This window comes from Nocardioides sp. Z22_16, assembly GCF_058134365.1.
The window spans coordinates 1-16,199 of record NZ_JBYTTI010000005.1 but is presented as its reverse complement, the minus strand read 5'-3'; the positions used below and the strand labels follow the sequence as shown (position 1 = coordinate 16,199).

Genomic DNA, 16,199 nt, shown 5'->3' with positions numbered 1-16,199 from the left:
GGAGAAGACGATGAAGGCCCCACTCTCCTGGATCAAGGAGTACGTCGACGTCCCCGCCGACGTGACCACCGAGGAGCTCACCCGCCGGCTGACGGCCACCGGGCTCAAGCTCGAGGCGATCGACAGCCCCGGCGCGCAGATCACCGGCCCGCTGGTGATCGGCCGGGTCCTCACGATGGAGCCCGAGCCGCAGAAGAACGGCAAGACGATCAACTGGTGCACCGTCGACGTGGGGGATGCCAACGGCAGCGGCGAGCCCCAGGGGATCGTCTGCGGCGCCCACAACTTCGCTCCCGGCGACCTGGTGGTGGTGATCCTGCCCGGTGGCGTGCTGCCCGGGAACTTCGCCATCTCGGCGCGCAAGACCTACGGCCACGTCTCGGCCGGGATGATCTGCTCGGCCCGCGAGCTGGGCCTCGGCGAGGACCACGACGGCATCATCGTCCTGCCCCCGGACTCCGGCGCTCCTGGCGAGGACGTCCGGCGCGTCCTGGGCCTGGACGAGGAGATCATCGAGTTCGAGGTCAACCCGGACCGTGCCTACGCGCTCTCGCTGCGGGGGATCGCTCGCGAGGTGGCGGTCTCGGTGGAGGGTGCGACCGGCTTCCGCGACCCGGCGCTGCGCGAGACGCCGCCGGCCAACGCCGACGGCCAGCCCGTCGTGCTCGAGGACCCGGTCGGCTGCCCGGTCTTCGTCGCCCGCAAGGTCACCGGCTTCGACCCGACCGCGCCCACCCCGCGCTTCGTGGCGGACCGGATCGAGGCGGCCGGCATGCGCTCCATCTCGTTGGCGGTCGACGTGACCAACTACGTGATGCTGGAGACCGGACGGCCCATCCACGGCTACGACGCCGACAAGGTGCGGGGGCCGATCGTGGTCCGCCGGGCGGCCGCGGGGGAGAGCCTGCTCACCCTCGACGGCACGCAGCGGGTGCTGTCGCATGAGGACCTCGTCGTCACCGACGACTCCGGCATCATCGGTCTCGGCGGCGTCATGGGTGGCGCCACCACCGAGATCTCGCAGAGCACGACGTCGATCCTGGTCGAGTCGGCGCACTGGGACGCCGTCTCGATGTTCCGCACCGGCAGGCGGCACAAGATCACCTCGGAGGCCGGCAAGCGCAACGAGCGCGGCGTCGACCCCACGATCTGCGAGGCCGCGGCCGACCGTGTCGTGGAGCTGCTGGTCGCCCACGGCGGAGGTCAGGCCGATCCCGGGGTGACGGTCGTCGGCACGCCGCCGGCGATGCCCACCATCCGGGTCGCCGGAGACCTGGCGGCCCGGGTCTCCGGGATGGAGATCAGCGAGGAGGCGAGCATCGCGGCTCTCCGAGCCGTGGGGTGCGAGGTCACCGGGAGCGGCACCCTCGCCGTGGTGCCCCCGCCGTGGCGCCCGGACCTCACCGACCCCCAGGACACGACCGAGGAGGTCATCCGCCTGGTGGGCTACGACAAGGTCCCCTCGGTGTTGCCCGTGCCCCCTGCCGGACGCGGACTGACCCGGGCCCAGCAGCTGCGTCGGCGACTCTCGCGCGCGGCCGCGGCGGAGGGCTACACGGAGGTCGTCACCTTCCCCTTCGTGGGCGACGCCGACCTGGACTCACTCGGCATCCCGTCGGGCGACCCGCGTCGTGAGACCCTGCGGCTGGCCAACCCGCTGAGCAACGAAGCGCCGTACATGACCACCACGGTGCTCCCGGGCCTGCTGCGGGCGGCCGCGAAGAACGTCGGGCTCGGCGCTGCCTCGTTCGGCCTCTTCGAGACCGCGACGGTGACGCTGCCCACGGGCGGCGTCGCGCCGATCCTGCCGGTGGACCGGCGCCCCACCGACGAGGAGCTGGCGGCACTGCAGTCCGCGCTGCCCGACCAGCCTCTGCACCTGGGTCTGGTGGCGGTCGGCGAGGCCGACGCCTCCGGCTGGTGGGGAGAGGGGCGACAGGTCTCGTGGGCAGACGCGGTCGACGCCGTCCGCGCGCTGGCTGACTCCGTCGGCCTGGAGGTGGCCGCGAGCGCGGTCGAGCACGCCCCCTGGCACCCCGGCAGGTGCGCGGAGCTCTCGGTGCACGGCGAGGTCGTGGGGCACGCCGGCGAGCTGCACCCGAAGGTGTGTGTGGCCCTGGGCCTGCCGCGCGGCAGCGTGGCTGCCGAGGTCGACCTGGACGTCCTGATCGAGCGAGCTGTCCACCTCCGCCCGGCGCCGTCCTTCTCCTCCTACCCCGTGGCCAAGGAGGACGTCGCACTGGTGGTCGACGACTCCGTGCCCGCCGCCCGGGTCGAGGCGGCGCTCCGCGAGGGGGCGGGGGAGCTCCTGGAGTCGGTCCGGCTCTTCGACGTCTACACCGGTGAGCAGGTCGGGCCGGGGCACAAGTCCTTGGCCTACGCCCTCCGCTTCCGGGCGCCCGACCGCACCCTCAAGGAGGGTGAGGCGGCTGCCGCCCGGGACGCCGCGGTGGCGCGGGCCGGAGAGCTCGCAGGAGCAGTCCAGCGCTGAGCCGGAGAGGTCTGGGCGACGCGCCCATGGTGGAGTCCGTCGCCCCTTCCTAGCGTGACGGGTGTCACATCCACCAGGACGCTAGCCGTCCCTTCTCTCTCGGGAGATCTCCATGCGGCAACCCAGACGTCTCGTCGTCGGCCCGATCCTGTCCCTGCTCCTCGGCCTGAGCCTGCTGGTCGGACCCGCCGGTCCAGCTATTGCGCAGAGCCCCTACGAGCGGGGCCCGGACCCCACCCAGTCCTCCATCGAGGCCCGGCGTGGCCCCTTCGCGGTCAGCTCCACCTCCGTCTCCGACCTCTCGACCTCCGGTTTCGGGTCGGCGACGATCAACTACCCGACCTCGACCTCGGAGGGCACCTACGGGGTGGTCGCGATCTCGCCGGGCTACACGGCCTCCGAGTCGACCATCGCCTGGCTCGGCCCCCGGATCGCGTCGCAGGGCTTCGTGGTGATCACCTTCAACACCCAGTCGCGGCTCGACCAGCCGGGTCAGCGCGGTGACCAGCTCCTCGCCGCTCTCGACTACGTGGTGCGGAGCAGCAGCTCCACGGTCCGTCAGCGGGTCGACCCCAACCGCCTGGCGGTGATCGGTCACTCGATGGGCGGCGGAGGCACCCTGGAGGCTGCGAAGGACCGGCCGTCCCTGCAGGCCACCATCGGCCTCACGCCCTGGAACCTCGACAAGAGCTGGCCTGAGATCCGCACGCCCAGCCTGGTGATCGGCGCCGAGAACGACAGCGTGGCGGCCGTGGGGTCGCACGCGATCCCCTTCTACCAGTCGATCCCGTCCACGACCGCCAAGGCGTACCTGGAGCTGAACAACGCCAGCCACTTCGCGCCCAACAGCGAGAACACCACGATCGCGGCGAACACGATCAGCTGGCTCAAGCTCTACGTCGACGACGACGAGAGGTTCCGTCAGTTCCTGTGCCCCGGCCCCCGGCCGTCCACGACGGGCGCGGTGTCGGACTACCGCAACACCTGCACCGCCTAGCCCCCCGCGGGCACCCGGCCCGGTCAGGTGATCGGCTGGGCCAGGACCGCTCGGAACCTGGCCAGCACCGAAGGGTCGCCGGCGACGTGGACCACGTCGTCGGCGGCCCGGTGCCACAGCCAGGAGTCGACGTCCCCCGCGGCGCCCTCCACCACGGCGTCGGGCTCCCGCCCGGGCGCCGGCACCACCCGGATGTCGTCCTCGTCGTACGTCGTGCCGTCCTCCGGGTCGGTGCCGGTGAACCGCACCAGGTCCACCCAGGTCTGGGTGTCGGTGTCGGTGCAGTCGACGCGGACGAGGAGCTCGGTGGAGCTCTGCGTCCCCCACGGGGGGCAGCCCCCGTACATCAGCGTGAGCGCCTCGTCGACACCGTCCGCGGCGAGCAGGGGATCGAGGGCGGTGGGGCTGCCGGCGGCCAGCTCCGCGTCCAGACGGTGGACCAGTGCCTCGTGGGCCTGACGGCGGAGCACGAAGCCGACCGTGTGGTCCGACGACCACGTCCACGCCTCCTCCCCGGGTGACGCCGCGGCGAGGTTCTCCTGCAGCGCGGCGCTGGCCCGGTCGAAGAAGGTCAGCAGCCCGGCGCGGGAGTCGGGTCGCTCGACGCCCGGCTGGGACTCGGGTGGGCTGGGCCGCCGACGCACCACCTCGGACCAGAAGTGCTGCACCTCGCCGAGGTGCCACAACAGGTCGTCCGCGTCCCAGTCCGGGCAGCTCGGCACCCTGGCGTCGCGTGGCAACGACTCGACGACCTCGCGGAACCGTGCCGACTCCGTCTCCAGGTGCTGAAGGTAGCGCTCCGCCTGCAGGCGCGTGGTCCCGCGCGCAGCCGCGTCGTCGTCCTCGATGTGCTCCATCGCACCACCGTAGTTAATTCGGCGTTCTCCTGCGAAGAGAGGTGCGGACGGGAAACCCTGCCACGGTGTCCGCGTCTGCCAAGGTCCTCGTCGTCCTCGCCGCTGTGCTGGCGACCGTCATGCCCCCCTCGGTCCCGGCCCTCGCGACGGGCGGCCCCCTGCCTACCGGCGAGCGTTCGCTCCGGATCGCGGTCCGGGGCGACTCGATCAGCCACGGTGCGACCGGCGACTACACGTGGCGCTTCTTCCTCGACCGCCACCTGGCAGCGGTGGGCGTCGACGCGGACCTCGTCGGACCTCGCGACCACCTGCACGATGATTCGCGTCCTGTCGAGGGCTCCTACGACTACGCCGACCCGGACTTCGACGCCGATCACGCCGCGCAGTGGGGCGACGCTCTCGCCTGGCCGCAGCTCCCCCTGCGGGAGTTGATGGCCGACCACGATCCCGATGTCCTGGTCATCGCCCTCGGGACCAACGATCTCGCCTGGCTGCGTGCCAGCGCGGAGGAGACCCTCGCAGCGATGAAGAGCACCATCGACGAGGCGAGGGTCGCCCGCTCCGACGTGCGCATCGTCGTCGTCGAGCTCACCGCCCTGCACGTGCAGGATGCCGCGCGGTACAACGAGCTGCTCGAGGAGGAGGCCCTCACGTGGTCCACGGGGGCTTCCCCGGTGGTGATCGCCCACGCCGCCGACGACTTCGACCAGCTCCACGACACCTGGGACGACACCCATCCGGACACCTCGGGACAGGTCAAGATCGCCGCGGCCGTCGCAGACGCCCTCGCCGAGTTGGGGGCCGGGACGCCGTACCCGCGACCACTCGCGGTCCCGGTGGAAGGGCTCCGGCACCCCGCCGTCCTGATGGGTGAGGCGACCGCGGGGGGAGTGACCCTGTGGTGGACCCCGGCGCCTGGTGCCACGTCGCACGATGTGTGGCTCCGGGACCTCACCTCCCAGGGACAGCCGGTGCGGCGCACGGAGGAGCAGACCGGCACCACGACCACGCTCGTGGACCTCACGCCCGGTCACGAGTACGAGTTCTGGCTGCTGCCCAGGAAGCACAACCAGCTCTCGCAGCCAGACGTCGTCAGCAACATCCTGCGGGCGACCGTGCCCCTGCCGATGCCTGTCGAGCCCGTCCCGGAGCCGACGCCGGAGCCGACGCCTGAGCCGACGCCTGACCCGACGCCTGACCCGACGCCGGAGCCGACGCCGGAGCCGACGCCGGAGCCGACGCCGGAGCCGGCGCCGGAGCCGACGCCTGAGCCGTCCGCGGCCCCACCCACACACTCCACCCAGGGGAGCAGCCCGCCGGAGCCCCTCCCACCTGTGCCCGGAGGGCTGAGGGTCCGAGAGCGGCGCGACGCGCTGGTGGCACGGTGGGGCGCGGTGTCCGGCGCCACGTCGTACCTGATCGCCGTCCGCGACAACACCCGCGGCGCCGCCTGGAGTGCGTACGAATCCGCGGAGCCGCGGGTCCGGCTGGACGGGCTTCGCTCGGGGGCGGCCCACCAGGTCGTGGTGCGGGCGGTCGGGAGGGCGGGCGCGAGTGCCCCGTCGTCCCCGGTGACGGCGACCCCCCGTGGTCCACGTCCCAAGGCCCCCGCCTGGTTGCGCGCTGAGTGGCGGGGCAAGCAGCTGGTGCTGAGCTGGGCGCGAAGCGCGCAGGCCACCCATTACGTGGTCCAGGTCCGGAAGGTCGCACGGCACGGCGGGTGGCGGACGGTGAAGACGCCTGCACTCGCCGCGGTGCGGCGAGCGGTGGTGCGGATCCTCGGGAGTCATCGGGTCGAGTTCCGGGTACGGGCCCATCACGACGACATCGCGAGCAGAGGTACGGTCAGCTTCATCGTGCGACGTCCTCGTGCATGAACATTCACACTCTGGTATAGATATGCAGCGTGAGTGGGAAGCTGAAGGTCGCCGTTGCCGGAGCGAGCGGGTACGCCGGGGGTGAGGCGCTGCGCCTGCTCCTGGGCCACCCTGACGTCGAGATCGGCGCGCTGACCGGCGGCTCCAACGCCGGGCAGACGATGGGCGCGCTCGCGCCGCACCTCGTGCCCCTGGCCGACCGTGTGCTGGAGTCCACCACGCCCGAGGTGCTGGCGGGCCACGACGTGGTGATCCTGGGGCTGCCGCACGGCAAGTCGGCCGAGGTCGCCGAGGCGCTGGGGGAGGGGACCGTGGTCATCGACTGCGGTGCCGACTTCCGCCTCACCGATCCCGCTGCCTGGGAGAAGTTCTACGGCTCGCCGCACGCCGGCTCCTGGCCCTACGGCCTGCCCGAGCTGCCGGGGCAGCGCGAGCTGCTGGCCGGCGCACGGCGGATCGCCGTGCCGGGCTGCTACCCCACGGTCTCCACGATCACGGCCGCTCCGGCTCTGGCAGCCGGGCTGGTGACGCCGGACGTGACGGTGGTCGCCGCCAGCGGGACCTCGGGGGCCGGGAAGGCCGCCAAGGCGCACCTGCTGGGGAGCGAGGTGATGGGCAACGTCTCCGCCTACGGCGTCGGCGGCGCCCACCGGCACACGCCGGAGATCGTCCAGAACCTGGCGTCGGTCCACGGCGCCGCGGTGCGGGTCTCCTTCACCCCGCTCCTGGTCCCGATGCCGCGCGGCATCCTCGCGACGGTCTCGGCGCCCCTGGCCCGCGACGTCACTCCCGAGCAGGCGTACGAGGCCTACGCGGCCTTCTGTGCCGACGAGCCCTTCCTGCACCTCCTGCCGGCCGGCCAGTGGCCCCAGACCAAGTCGGTGGTCGGCTCCAACGCCGTGCACCTCCAGGTGACGGTCGACCGCGACGCCCGACGACTCGTGGCGGTCGGCGCGGTGGACAACCTCACCAAGGGCACCGCGGGGGCCGCCGTCCAATGCCTCAACCTCGCCCTCGGGCTCGAGGAGACCACCGGACTTCACACGATCGGACTCGCACCATGACCACGACCCATCCCGCCGGCTTCGTCGCCGCCGGCGTCACCGCCGGCCTCAAGACCAGCGGCGGCAAGGACCTCGCCCTGGTCGTCAACCAGGGCCCCACCTTCGACTCGGCCACCGTCTTCACCGCGAACCGCTGCAAGGCCAACCCCGTGCTGTGGAGCCAGGAGGTCGTCAAGGACGGCGTCGTGCGCGCCGTCGTCCTCAACTCCGGCGGGGCCAACTGCTACACCGGTCCCGACGGCTTCGCGACCACGCACGCGGTGGCCGAGCGGGTCGCGGACCGACTCGGCATCGGCGCCATCGACGTCGTCGTCTGCTCCACCGGCCTGATCGGCCTGGCCAACCCTCGTGAGCTCCTGCTCGACGGGGTCGACGCCGCGCACGCCGAGCTCGGCCCCGACGGCGGCCTCGACGCCGCGGCCGCGATCATGACCACCGACACGGTGAGCAAGACCGTCGTGGTCGAGGGCGCCGGCTGGTCGATCGGCGGGATGGCGAAGGGCGCGGGCATGCTCGCACCCCAGCTCGCCACGATGCTGGTGGTGCTGACCACCGACGCCGTGGTTCCCGCGGCCGACCTCGACGCGGCCCTGCGGGCCGCCACGCGCGTCTCCTTCGACCGCCTCGACTCCGACGGCTGCATGTCGACCAACGACACCGTGACCGTGATGGCCAGCGGGGCCTCGGGGATCACCCCCACCCCGGAGGACTTCACCGAGGCACTGGCCCGGGCCTGCACCGACCTGGCGATGCAGCTGCTCAAGGACGCCGAGGGCGCCGACCACGAGATCGCGATCACGGTGCTCAACGCCACGAGCGAGGACGACGCCGTGGAGGTCGGCCGCAGCATCGCCCGCAGCAACCTCTTCAAGGCGGCCGTCTTCGGCAAGGACCCCAACTGGGGCCGGGTGCTGGCCAGCGTCGGCACCACCGAGGCCGCGTTCGATCCCGCCGACCTGGACGTCGCGATGAACGGCGTGTGGGTCTGCCGCAGCTCCACCCCGGCCGAGGACCCCGCCAAGGTGGACCTCAGCGGCCGCGAGGTCACCGTGACGGTCGACCTCAAGGCCGGTGACCAGCGGGCGACCGTCTGGACCAACGACCTGACCCACGCCTACGTCCACGAGAACAGCGCGTACAGCTCATGACAGAACGCAGCAAGAACGCCCCCGACCCCGCCAAGGCCGCCACCCTCGCGGAGGCCCTGCCCTGGCTCAAGCGCTACCACGGGCGCACGATCGTGGTGAAGTACGGCGGCAACGCGATGACCGACGACTCCTTGAAGGTCGCCTTCGCCGAGGACATCGCCTTCCTGCGGTTCGCCGGCTTCAAGCCCGTCGTCGTGCACGGCGGGGGTCCCCAGATCTCGGCGATGCTCGATCGGCTCGGCATCGAGTCGGAGTTTCGTGGGGGACTGCGGGTCACCACCCCCGAGGCGATGGACGTGGTCCGGATGGTGCTGGTCGGGCAGGTGCAGCGCGAGCTCGTCGGCCTGATCAACCAGCACGGACCGCTCGCCGTCGGCCTCTCGGGGGAGGACGCCGGACTCTTCACCGCCGAGCCCACCAACACCGTCGTCGACGGTGAGGAGGTCGACCTGGGCCTGGTGGGCGAGGTCGCCTCGGTGCGCCCCGAGGCCGTGCAGGACCTCGTGGAGGCCGGTCGCATCCCGGTGATCTCGAGCGTGGCGCCCGACGAGGACGGTCTGGTCCACAACGTCAACGCGGACACGGCCGCGGCGGCCCTGGCGGTGGCGCTCGGCGCCGAGAAGCTGCTGGTCCTCACCGATGTGGAGGGCCTCTACCGGGACTGGCCCGACAGCGACGACGTGATCCAGGAGATCGCCCCCGAGGCGCTGGCGGAGCTGATGCCGTCGCTGGCCAGCGGCATGGTGCCCAAGATGCGCGCCTGCCTCAACGCCGTCCAGAACGGGGTGCAGCGCGCCACGGTCGTCGACGGCCGGCAGCCGCACGCGGTGCTGCTGGAGATCTTCACCGACGAGGGGGTCGGCACCCAGGTGCTCCCCGGCGTGGAGACGAAGCTCCGCAAGGCCTACTCGAGCGCAGGGGAGAAGACGTCATGACGTGGCAGGAGCGGTACACCGCCTCGTTGATGAACACCTTCGGCACGCCGTCGATGGAGCTGGCGCGCGGCGAGGGGGCGCGGGTCTGGGACACCGACGGCAACGCCTACCTCGACCTCTTCGGCGGCATCGCGGTCAACTCCCTGGGCCACGCGCACCCGGCCGTCGTGGAGGCGGTGACCCGCCAGCTCGGGACGTTGGGGCACGTCTCCAACCTCTTCGCCAGCGAGCCCCAGCTGCTGCTGGCCGAGCGGCTCGCCGGTCTGCTCGGGCACGGCACCAAGGTCTTCTTCTCCAACTCCGGCGCCGAGGCCAACGAGGCTGCCTTCAAGCTTTCCAGGCTCACCGGTCGCACCCACGTGGTCGCCGCCGAGGGCGGCTTCCACGGCCGGACCATGGGCGCCCTGGCGCTGACCGCCAAGGAGGCCTACCGGACGCCGTTCGAGCCGCTTCCCGGCGAGGTCACCTGGGTCCCCTACGGCGACTCCGACGCCCTGGCCGCCGCGGTCACCGACCGCACGGCAGCCGTCGTCCTCGAGCCCCTCCAGGGCGAGGCGGGCGTCCGGGTCCCGCCGACGGGCTACCTGGCCGACGCCCGGCGCATCACCTCCGAGCACGGGGCCCTGCTCTGGTTCGACGAGGTGCAGACCGGCATCGGCCGGACCGGGGAGTGGTTCGCCCACCAGGCGGTGACCGGTCTGGTGCCCGACGTCGTCACGCTGGCGAAGGGCCTCGGGGGCGGCCTGCCGATCGGCGCCACGCTGGCGACCGGCGCGGCCGCCGACCTCTTCACGCCGGGCAACCACGGCACCACCTTCGGGGGGAACCCGGTGTCGTGCGCAGCCGCCCTGGCGGTGCTGGACACCCTCGCCTCGACCGGGCTGCTCGAGCAGGTGAAGCGGGTGGGGAAGCGGCTCGCGGACGCGCTCGCAGCTCCCGACGAGGTCGTCGAGGTGCGCGGGGCCGGGCTCATGCTCGCCGCGGAGCTGGCCGGCGAGCACGCCCCCGCCGTGGTGGCCGCCGGCCGTGAGGCGGGCTTCCTGCTCAACGCCACCGGACCGTCCACCCTGCGGTTCGTGCCGCCGCTGGTGATCACCGAGGAGGACGTGGCCGAGCTGGCCGCCGTGTGGCCCGACCTCCTCACCCGGGGGAGAGGGGCATGACCACGCCGGTGCGCCACCTGCTCGCCGATGACGACCTCACTCCGGCCGAGCAGGCGCACGTGCTCGACCTGGCCGCCGCGCTCAAGGCCGAGCCCTTCTCCCGCCGTCCCCTCGAGGGCCCGCGGACGGTGGCGATGGTCTTCGACAAGCAGACGCTGCGCACCCAGACCTCCTTCTCGGCCGGGATCGCCGAGCTCGGCGGCTTCCCGATGGTGGTCGACGGCGCCCTCGCGGGCATCGGGGTGCGGGAGTCGGTGGCCGACGTGGCCCGGGTGCTCGGGCGCCAGGCGGCCGCGGTCGTCTGGCGCACGGGAGCACAGGAGCGGCTCGAGGAGATGGCGCGCTACGCCGGCGTCCCCGTCGTCAACGCCCTCACCGACGACTACCACCCCTGCCAGCTGCTGGCCGACCTGTTGACCATCCGGGAGCATCGGGGGTCGCTGGCGGGCACCAGCGTCGCCTTCGTCGGCGACGGCGCGTGCAACATGGGCAACTCGTGGCTGCTCGCGGCAGCGACGGCGGGGATGCACGTGCGGGTCGGCGCTCCTCGCGGCTACCAGCCGGCACCCGAGGTGGTGGCCCGTGCCGTGGGCATCGGCGACCGCACCGGCGGCTCGGCGGTGGTGGTCGAGGACCCCCGCGCCGCCGTCGAGGGCGTGGACGTGGTGGTGACCGACACCTGGGTCTCGATGGGCTTCGAGGAGGAGTCGGCCGACCGCGTGGCGGCCCTCTCGCCGTACGCCGTGACCGCCGAGACGCTGGCCCTGGCGGGGCCCGACGCGATCGTGATGCACTGCCTGCCCGCCTACCGTGGCCGGGAGATCAGCGCGGAGGTCCTCGACGGGCCCCGCAGCGTGGTCTGGGACGAGGCCGAGAACCGGCGGCACGCCCAGAAGGCCGTGCTCGCCTGGCTGCTGGAGTGTGGGGGGTGAGCGAGATGGGGAGCACCCCGACGACCAAGAGCGCGCGGCTGCGCCGCATCATCGAGCTGGTGACCCACCACGAGGTGCGGTCCCAGTCCGAGCTCGCCGAGCTGCTGGCCGCCGACGGGCTCCACGTCACCCAGGCGACGCTCTCGCGCGACCTCGTGGAGCTCGACGCGGTCAAGGTCCGCGCGGCCGACGGGTCGCTGGTCTACGCCGTCCCGGCCGAGGGCGGCAGCCGAGCCGCCGGGCCCCCGGAGACCACGGCGGCCTCCCATCACCGTCTCGCCCGGCTCTGCGTCGAGCTCCTGGTCAGCGCCGAGGCGACCGGCAACCTGGTCGTCCTGCGCACGCCTCCGGGGGCGGCGCAGTTCCTGGCCTCCGCCTTCGACCGCGCCGAGCTGGCCGACGTCCTGGGCACCATCGCCGGGGACGACACGCTGCTCGTGATCGGGCGCGAGCCCGACAGCGGCGAGGAGCTCGCCCGACGATTCCTGGCGCTGGCGAGCAGCTCGTCAGCGCCCTGACCCCACCTCCGCACTCCTCCTCCACGCACCATGACAAGGAACATCCAGTGAGCAAGGTCCTGACCTCCCTCCCCGTCGGCGAGCGCGTCGGCATCGCCTTCTCCGGCGGCCTCGACACCTCCGTGGCCGTCGCGTGGATGCGCGACAAGGGCGCGGTGCCGTGCACCTACACCGCCGACCTGGGGCAGTACGACGAGCCCGACATCTCCGGCGTCCCCGGCCGGGCCACCGAGTACGGCGCCGAGATCGCCCGCGCCGTCGACTGCCGCGGCCCCTTGGTCGAGGAAGGGCTCGCCGCACTCGCCTGCGGTGCCTTCCACATCCGCTCGGGCGGCCGTGCCTACTTCAACACCACCCCGCTGGGTCGTGCGGTGACCGGGACCATGCTGGTCCGGGCGATGCACGAGGACGGCGTGGACATCTGGGGCGACGGGTCCACCTTCAAGGGCAACGACATCGAGCGCTTCTACCGCTACGGCCTGCTCGCCAACCCCGACCTGCGCATCTACAAGCCGTGGCTGGACGCCGACTTCGTGCACGAGCTCGGCGGGCGCGCCGAGATGAGCCAGTGGCTCACCGAGCAGGGCCTGCCCTACCGGGACAGCAAGGAGAAGGCCTACTCGACCGACGCCAACATCTGGGGGGCCACGCACGAGGCCAAGACCCTGGAGCACCTCGACGTCTCGCTGGAGACGGTCGAGCCGATCATGGGCGTGAAGTTCTGGGACCCGTCGGTCCACATCGAGACCGAGGACGTGACGCTCCGCTTCGAGGGCGGTCGCCCGGTCGCGATCAACGGCACGCGCTACGACGACCCCGTCGCCCTGGTCCACGAGGCCAACGTGATCGGGGGCCGTCACGGCCTGGGCATGTCCGACCAGATCGAGAACCGGATCATCGAGGCCAAGTCGCGCGGCATCTACGAGGCGCCCGCGATGGCACTGCTCTGGGCGGCCTACGAGCGGCTCCTCAACGCCATCCACAACGAGGACACCATCGCCAACTACCACGCGGAGGGGCGCCGCCTCGGCCGGCTCCTCTACGAGGGCCGCTGGCTCGACCCGCAGGCGCTGATGCTGCGCGAGGCCATCCAGCGGTGGGTCGCCTCCCTGGTCACCGGCGAGGTCACGCTCCGGCTCCGGCGAGGGGAGGACTACTCGATCCTGCGCACCGAGGGACCGTCGTTCTCCTACCACCCCGACAAGCTCTCGATGGAGCGGACGGAGAACGCGGCGTTCGGCCCCACCGACCGGATCGGGCAGCTGACGATGCGCAACCTCGACATCGCCGACTCGCGCGCCAAGCTCGAGCTCTACGCGGCGCAGCCGCTCGACGAGGGGCAGGTGCTGGTCGAGAACGGTCACCTGCTCGGGCGCCTGGAGCGGGGCGGTGCGGAGCGCATCGCGGAGAACCCGCAGGCTGAGCGCGACGCCACCACCGAGCTGGCGCTGGACCACGCGGCCATGGAGGCCGGGACCGACTGACGTCGGCCCGGCGGGAGAGAGGATCACGACGTGACTGATTCAGGCGGCACCAACACCGGCATGCTCTGGGGCGGACGCTTCGCGGGCGGGCCCTCGCCGGAGCTCGAGGCGCTGTCGCGCTCGACCCACTTCGACTGGCGGCTCACTCCCTACGACCTGGCCGGCTCCCGTGCCCACGCCAACGCGCTGCACGCCGCCGGCCTGCTCAGCGACGCCGACCACGCGGCGCTGCTGGGAGGTCTCGCGCGGCTGGGGGAGCGGTACACCGACGGCACGCTCCTGCCGGACCCCTCGGACGAGGACGTGCACGGCGCGCTCGAGCGACTGCTGCTCGACGAGGTGGGGCCGGAGGTCGGCGGGCGGCTGCGTGCCGGCCGCAGTCGCAACGACCAGATCGCGACCCTCTTCAAGGTGTTCCTCCGCGACCACGCACGGGTGGTGGCGGGGCAGGTGCTCGACCTGGTCGACGTCCTCGCCCAGCACGCCCAGACGCACATGGACGTGATCATGCCGGGACGCACGCACCTCCAGCACGCGCAGCCCGTGCTGCTCTCGCACCACCTGCTGGCCCACGCCTGGCCGCTGCTCCGCGACGTCGACCGGCTCTGCGACTGGGACGCGCGGGTGGCGGCGGACTCGCCGTACGGCTCCGGAGCGCTGGCCGGCAGCACCCTGGGGCTGGACCCCGAGGCGGTCGCGGCCGAGCTGGGCTTCTCCGGCTCGACCGCGAACTCGCTGGACGGGACGGCGGCTCGCGACTTCGTCGCGGAGTTCGCCTTCGTCACCGCGATGATCGGGGTGGACGTCAGTCGTCTGGCCGAGGAGGTCATCCTCTGGTCGACCCGGGAGTTCGACTTCGTCACGCTGCACGACTCGTGGTCCACCGGGTCGAGCATCATGCCGCAGAAGAAGAACCCCGACATCGCGGAGCTGGCCCGGGGCAAGGCGGGGCGCCTGGTCGGCAACCTGGCCGGGGTGATGACCACCCTCAAGGCGCTTCCCCTGGCCTACAACCGGGACCTGCAGGAGGACAAGGAGCCGGTCTTCGACTCCGTCGACACGCTGGAGGTGCTGCTGCCTGCCTTCGCGGGCATGGTGGCGACCCTGACGTTCAACACCGCCAGGATGGCGGAGCTCGCGCCGCAGGGCTTCTCACTGGCCACCGACATCGCCGAGTGGCTGGTGCGGGAGGGGACTCCCTTCCGGGCGGCCCACGAGGTCGCCGGCGCCTGCGTGCGGCGTTGCGAGGAGCTCGGCATCGAGCTCCACGAGCTGACCGACGAGCAGTTCGCGGAGATCGCGCCCGAGCTGACGCCGCAGGTCCGTGAGGTGCTCACCGCCGAGGGATCGGTCGCGGCACGCGCCGGGCGCGGCGGCACCTCCCCGGCACGGGTGCGCGAGCAGCTCCTCGAGGTCGGGCAGCGCGCCCGGGACCTCCGTGACCGACTGGCCTGAGGCACGCCGACTCCTCTCGGGGGCGGCCCTTGACGTCGCCCCCCGGTTGCTCGGCGCCCTGCTGAGCGTCAACGGGGTCACCCTCCAGCTCACCGAGGTCGAGGCCTACGAGGGGGAGGGGGACCCCGGGTCCCACGCCTACCGCGGTCAGACCCCGCGCAACGCCACCATGTTCGGCCCGCCCGGGCATCTCTACTGCTACCGCATCTACGGCCTGCACACCTGCGCCAACATCGTCTGCGGGCCGGAGGGCACCGCCTCCGCGGTGCTCCTCCGCGCCGGGGAGGTCGTCGAGGGCGAGGAGCTGGCCCGGGCACGTCGCGGTGACCTGCCCACGGAGCGGCTGGCCCGGGGCCCGGCCAACCTGGTCCAGAGCCTGGGCCTGGGTGTGGCCGACGACGGGATGTCCCTCCAAGGACGGCTGCGTCTCGGGCTCCCGGTGTCGTCAAGGAGCGTCTCGACCGGCCCTCGGGTGGGTCTGCGGCACGCGGCGGACCGCCCCTGGAGGTTCTGGATCACCGGATCCGCCTCCGTCTCGCCGTACCGTCCAGCGGCCCGCAGAGGGGGCCCGAAGGGCGCAAAGGGCCTCTGACCTGGGGAAACGCGAAGAGGCACCCCCCGAGTTGGCGCTCCCGCAGGATGTGGGCTAATGTTTCACCTGTCGCCGCGAGCGGCTCCCCGCCACTGGCCTTCTTGGCCGAAGCAGGGGAGGGACTCGCATGGCGGCCGCCCGGATCGGCTTCGTCTTGACGAAGAGGGTCCAGCCAAGTAAAGTTGGCGAGGTTGTCCCGGAACAAGGATCGAGAGATCTGCGGTCGGGTGCGTCTGATTCTTGAGAACTCAACAGTGTGTCATAGTCGACGAATTAGTTTGTTATGCCCCGTCAACATGATGTGGTTTGTCGTGTTGGTGGTTTCTTTGGTTGACAATAATTTCTGACGTTTTTTCGTTAGCAGTTTTGTCTGTCAGGGGATGTGGCTCTCTTTTTCTCGCCAGTTTGCTGGTGGGGTTTGTTTTTCAATGGAGAGTTTGATCCTGGCTCAGGACGAACGCTGGCGGCGTGCTTAACACATGCAAGTCGAGCGGTAAGGCCCTTCGGGGTACACGAGCGGCGAACGGGTGAGTAACACGTGAGTAATCTGCCCTTCACTTCGGGATAACCACCGGAAACGGTGGCTAATACCGGATATGACCACGTACTGCATGGTGTGTGGTGGAAAGTTCTGGCGGTGAAGGATGTGCTCGCGGCCTATCAGCTTGTTGGTGAGGTAATGGCTC

The 16,199-nt window shown here is 71.8% G+C and carries 13 protein-coding genes and 1 rRNA gene; 13 read left to right on the top strand and 1 reads right to left on the bottom strand.

From position 1 onward, the window contains the following. Positions 1-10 precede the first annotated feature (10 nt). Both pheT and AC3X7R_RS15185 read left to right on the top strand, forming a co-directional pair. Positions 11-2,491 (top strand): phenylalanine--tRNA ligase subunit beta, encoded by a 2,481-nt coding sequence (pheT, locus tag AC3X7R_RS15190; RefSeq protein ID WP_489966515.1) that lies wholly within the window; start codon positions 11-13, stop codon positions 2,489-2,491. Between the two features lie 112 nt (positions 2,492-2,603). Next, on the top strand, positions 2,604-3,488 hold the full coding sequence (locus AC3X7R_RS15185; protein ID WP_489966514.1) for an alpha/beta hydrolase family protein: 885 nt from the start codon (positions 2,604-2,606) through the stop codon (positions 3,486-3,488). A gap of 23 nt (positions 3,489-3,511) precedes the next feature. On the opposite strand, the gene AC3X7R_RS15180 is transcribed toward AC3X7R_RS15185, so the two are convergent. Further along, entirely contained in the window at positions 3,512-4,345 is an 834-nt protein-coding gene (locus tag AC3X7R_RS15180) for a maleylpyruvate isomerase family mycothiol-dependent enzyme (protein ID WP_489966513.1), read from the bottom strand. A gap of 65 nt (positions 4,346-4,410) precedes the next feature. Here AC3X7R_RS15180 and AC3X7R_RS15175 point away from each other — a divergent pair, with 65 nt between their 5' ends. From AC3X7R_RS15175 to AC3X7R_RS15125, 11 genes are all read left to right on the top strand, one after another. Next, the gene (locus tag AC3X7R_RS15175) at positions 4,411-6,222 is read left to right on the top strand and encodes a GDSL-type esterase/lipase family protein (protein WP_489966512.1); all 1,812 of its coding nucleotides are present in this window, start codon (positions 4,411-4,413) and stop codon (positions 6,220-6,222) included. Positions 6,223-6,251: 29 nt separating this feature from the next. After that, positions 6,252-7,286, top strand: a complete 1,035-nt coding sequence (gene argC, locus AC3X7R_RS15170) for an N-acetyl-gamma-glutamyl-phosphate reductase (RefSeq protein WP_489966511.1) — start codon at positions 6,252-6,254, stop codon at positions 7,284-7,286. Beyond that, a complete protein-coding gene (gene argJ, locus AC3X7R_RS15165) occupies positions 7,283-8,434 on the top strand; it encodes a bifunctional glutamate N-acetyltransferase/amino-acid acetyltransferase ArgJ (RefSeq protein WP_489966510.1) in 1,152 nt (383 codons plus the stop codon). Before argC ends, argJ begins: the two co-directional genes overlap by 4 nt. Next, positions 8,431-9,369: an acetylglutamate kinase gene (argB, locus tag AC3X7R_RS15160; protein WP_489966509.1), complete on the top strand. Its 939-nt coding sequence runs from the start codon at positions 8,431-8,433 to the stop codon at positions 9,367-9,369. Before argJ ends, argB begins: the two co-directional genes overlap by 4 nt. Next, a complete protein-coding gene (locus AC3X7R_RS15155; RefSeq protein WP_489966508.1) occupies positions 9,366-10,532 on the top strand; it encodes an acetylornithine transaminase in 1,167 nt (388 codons plus the stop codon). The genes argB and AC3X7R_RS15155 overlap by 4 nt, the downstream gene beginning before the upstream one ends. Continuing rightward, positions 10,529-11,464 (top strand): ornithine carbamoyltransferase, encoded by a 936-nt coding sequence (gene argF / locus AC3X7R_RS15150; protein ID WP_489966507.1) that lies wholly within the window; start codon positions 10,529-10,531, stop codon positions 11,462-11,464. Before AC3X7R_RS15155 ends, argF begins: the two co-directional genes overlap by 4 nt. A 5-nt stretch (positions 11,465-11,469) precedes the next feature. Next, positions 11,470-11,982, top strand: a complete 513-nt coding sequence (locus tag AC3X7R_RS15145) for an arginine repressor (protein ID WP_489967085.1) — start codon at positions 11,470-11,472, stop codon at positions 11,980-11,982. Positions 11,983-12,029: 47 nt separating this feature from the next. After that, positions 12,030-13,466 carry an argininosuccinate synthase gene (argG, locus tag AC3X7R_RS15140; protein ID WP_489966506.1) on the top strand — a complete coding sequence of 479 codons (1,437 nt, stop codon included), beginning with the start codon at positions 12,030-12,032 and terminating at the stop codon, positions 13,464-13,466. A gap of 60 nt (positions 13,467-13,526) precedes the next feature. Further along, positions 13,527-14,921 (top strand): argininosuccinate lyase, encoded by a 1,395-nt coding sequence (gene argH, locus AC3X7R_RS15135; RefSeq protein ID WP_489967084.1) that lies wholly within the window; start codon positions 13,527-13,529, stop codon positions 14,919-14,921. Then, complete coding sequence (locus tag AC3X7R_RS15130; RefSeq protein WP_489966505.1) at positions 14,905-15,513, top strand: DNA-3-methyladenine glycosylase; 609 nt, start codon at positions 14,905-14,907, stop codon at positions 15,511-15,513. Before argH ends, AC3X7R_RS15130 begins: the two co-directional genes overlap by 17 nt. A gap of 425 nt (positions 15,514-15,938) precedes the next feature. Next, positions 15,939-16,199: ribosomal RNA gene (locus tag AC3X7R_RS15125) — 16S ribosomal RNA — on the top strand; the annotation flags it as partial.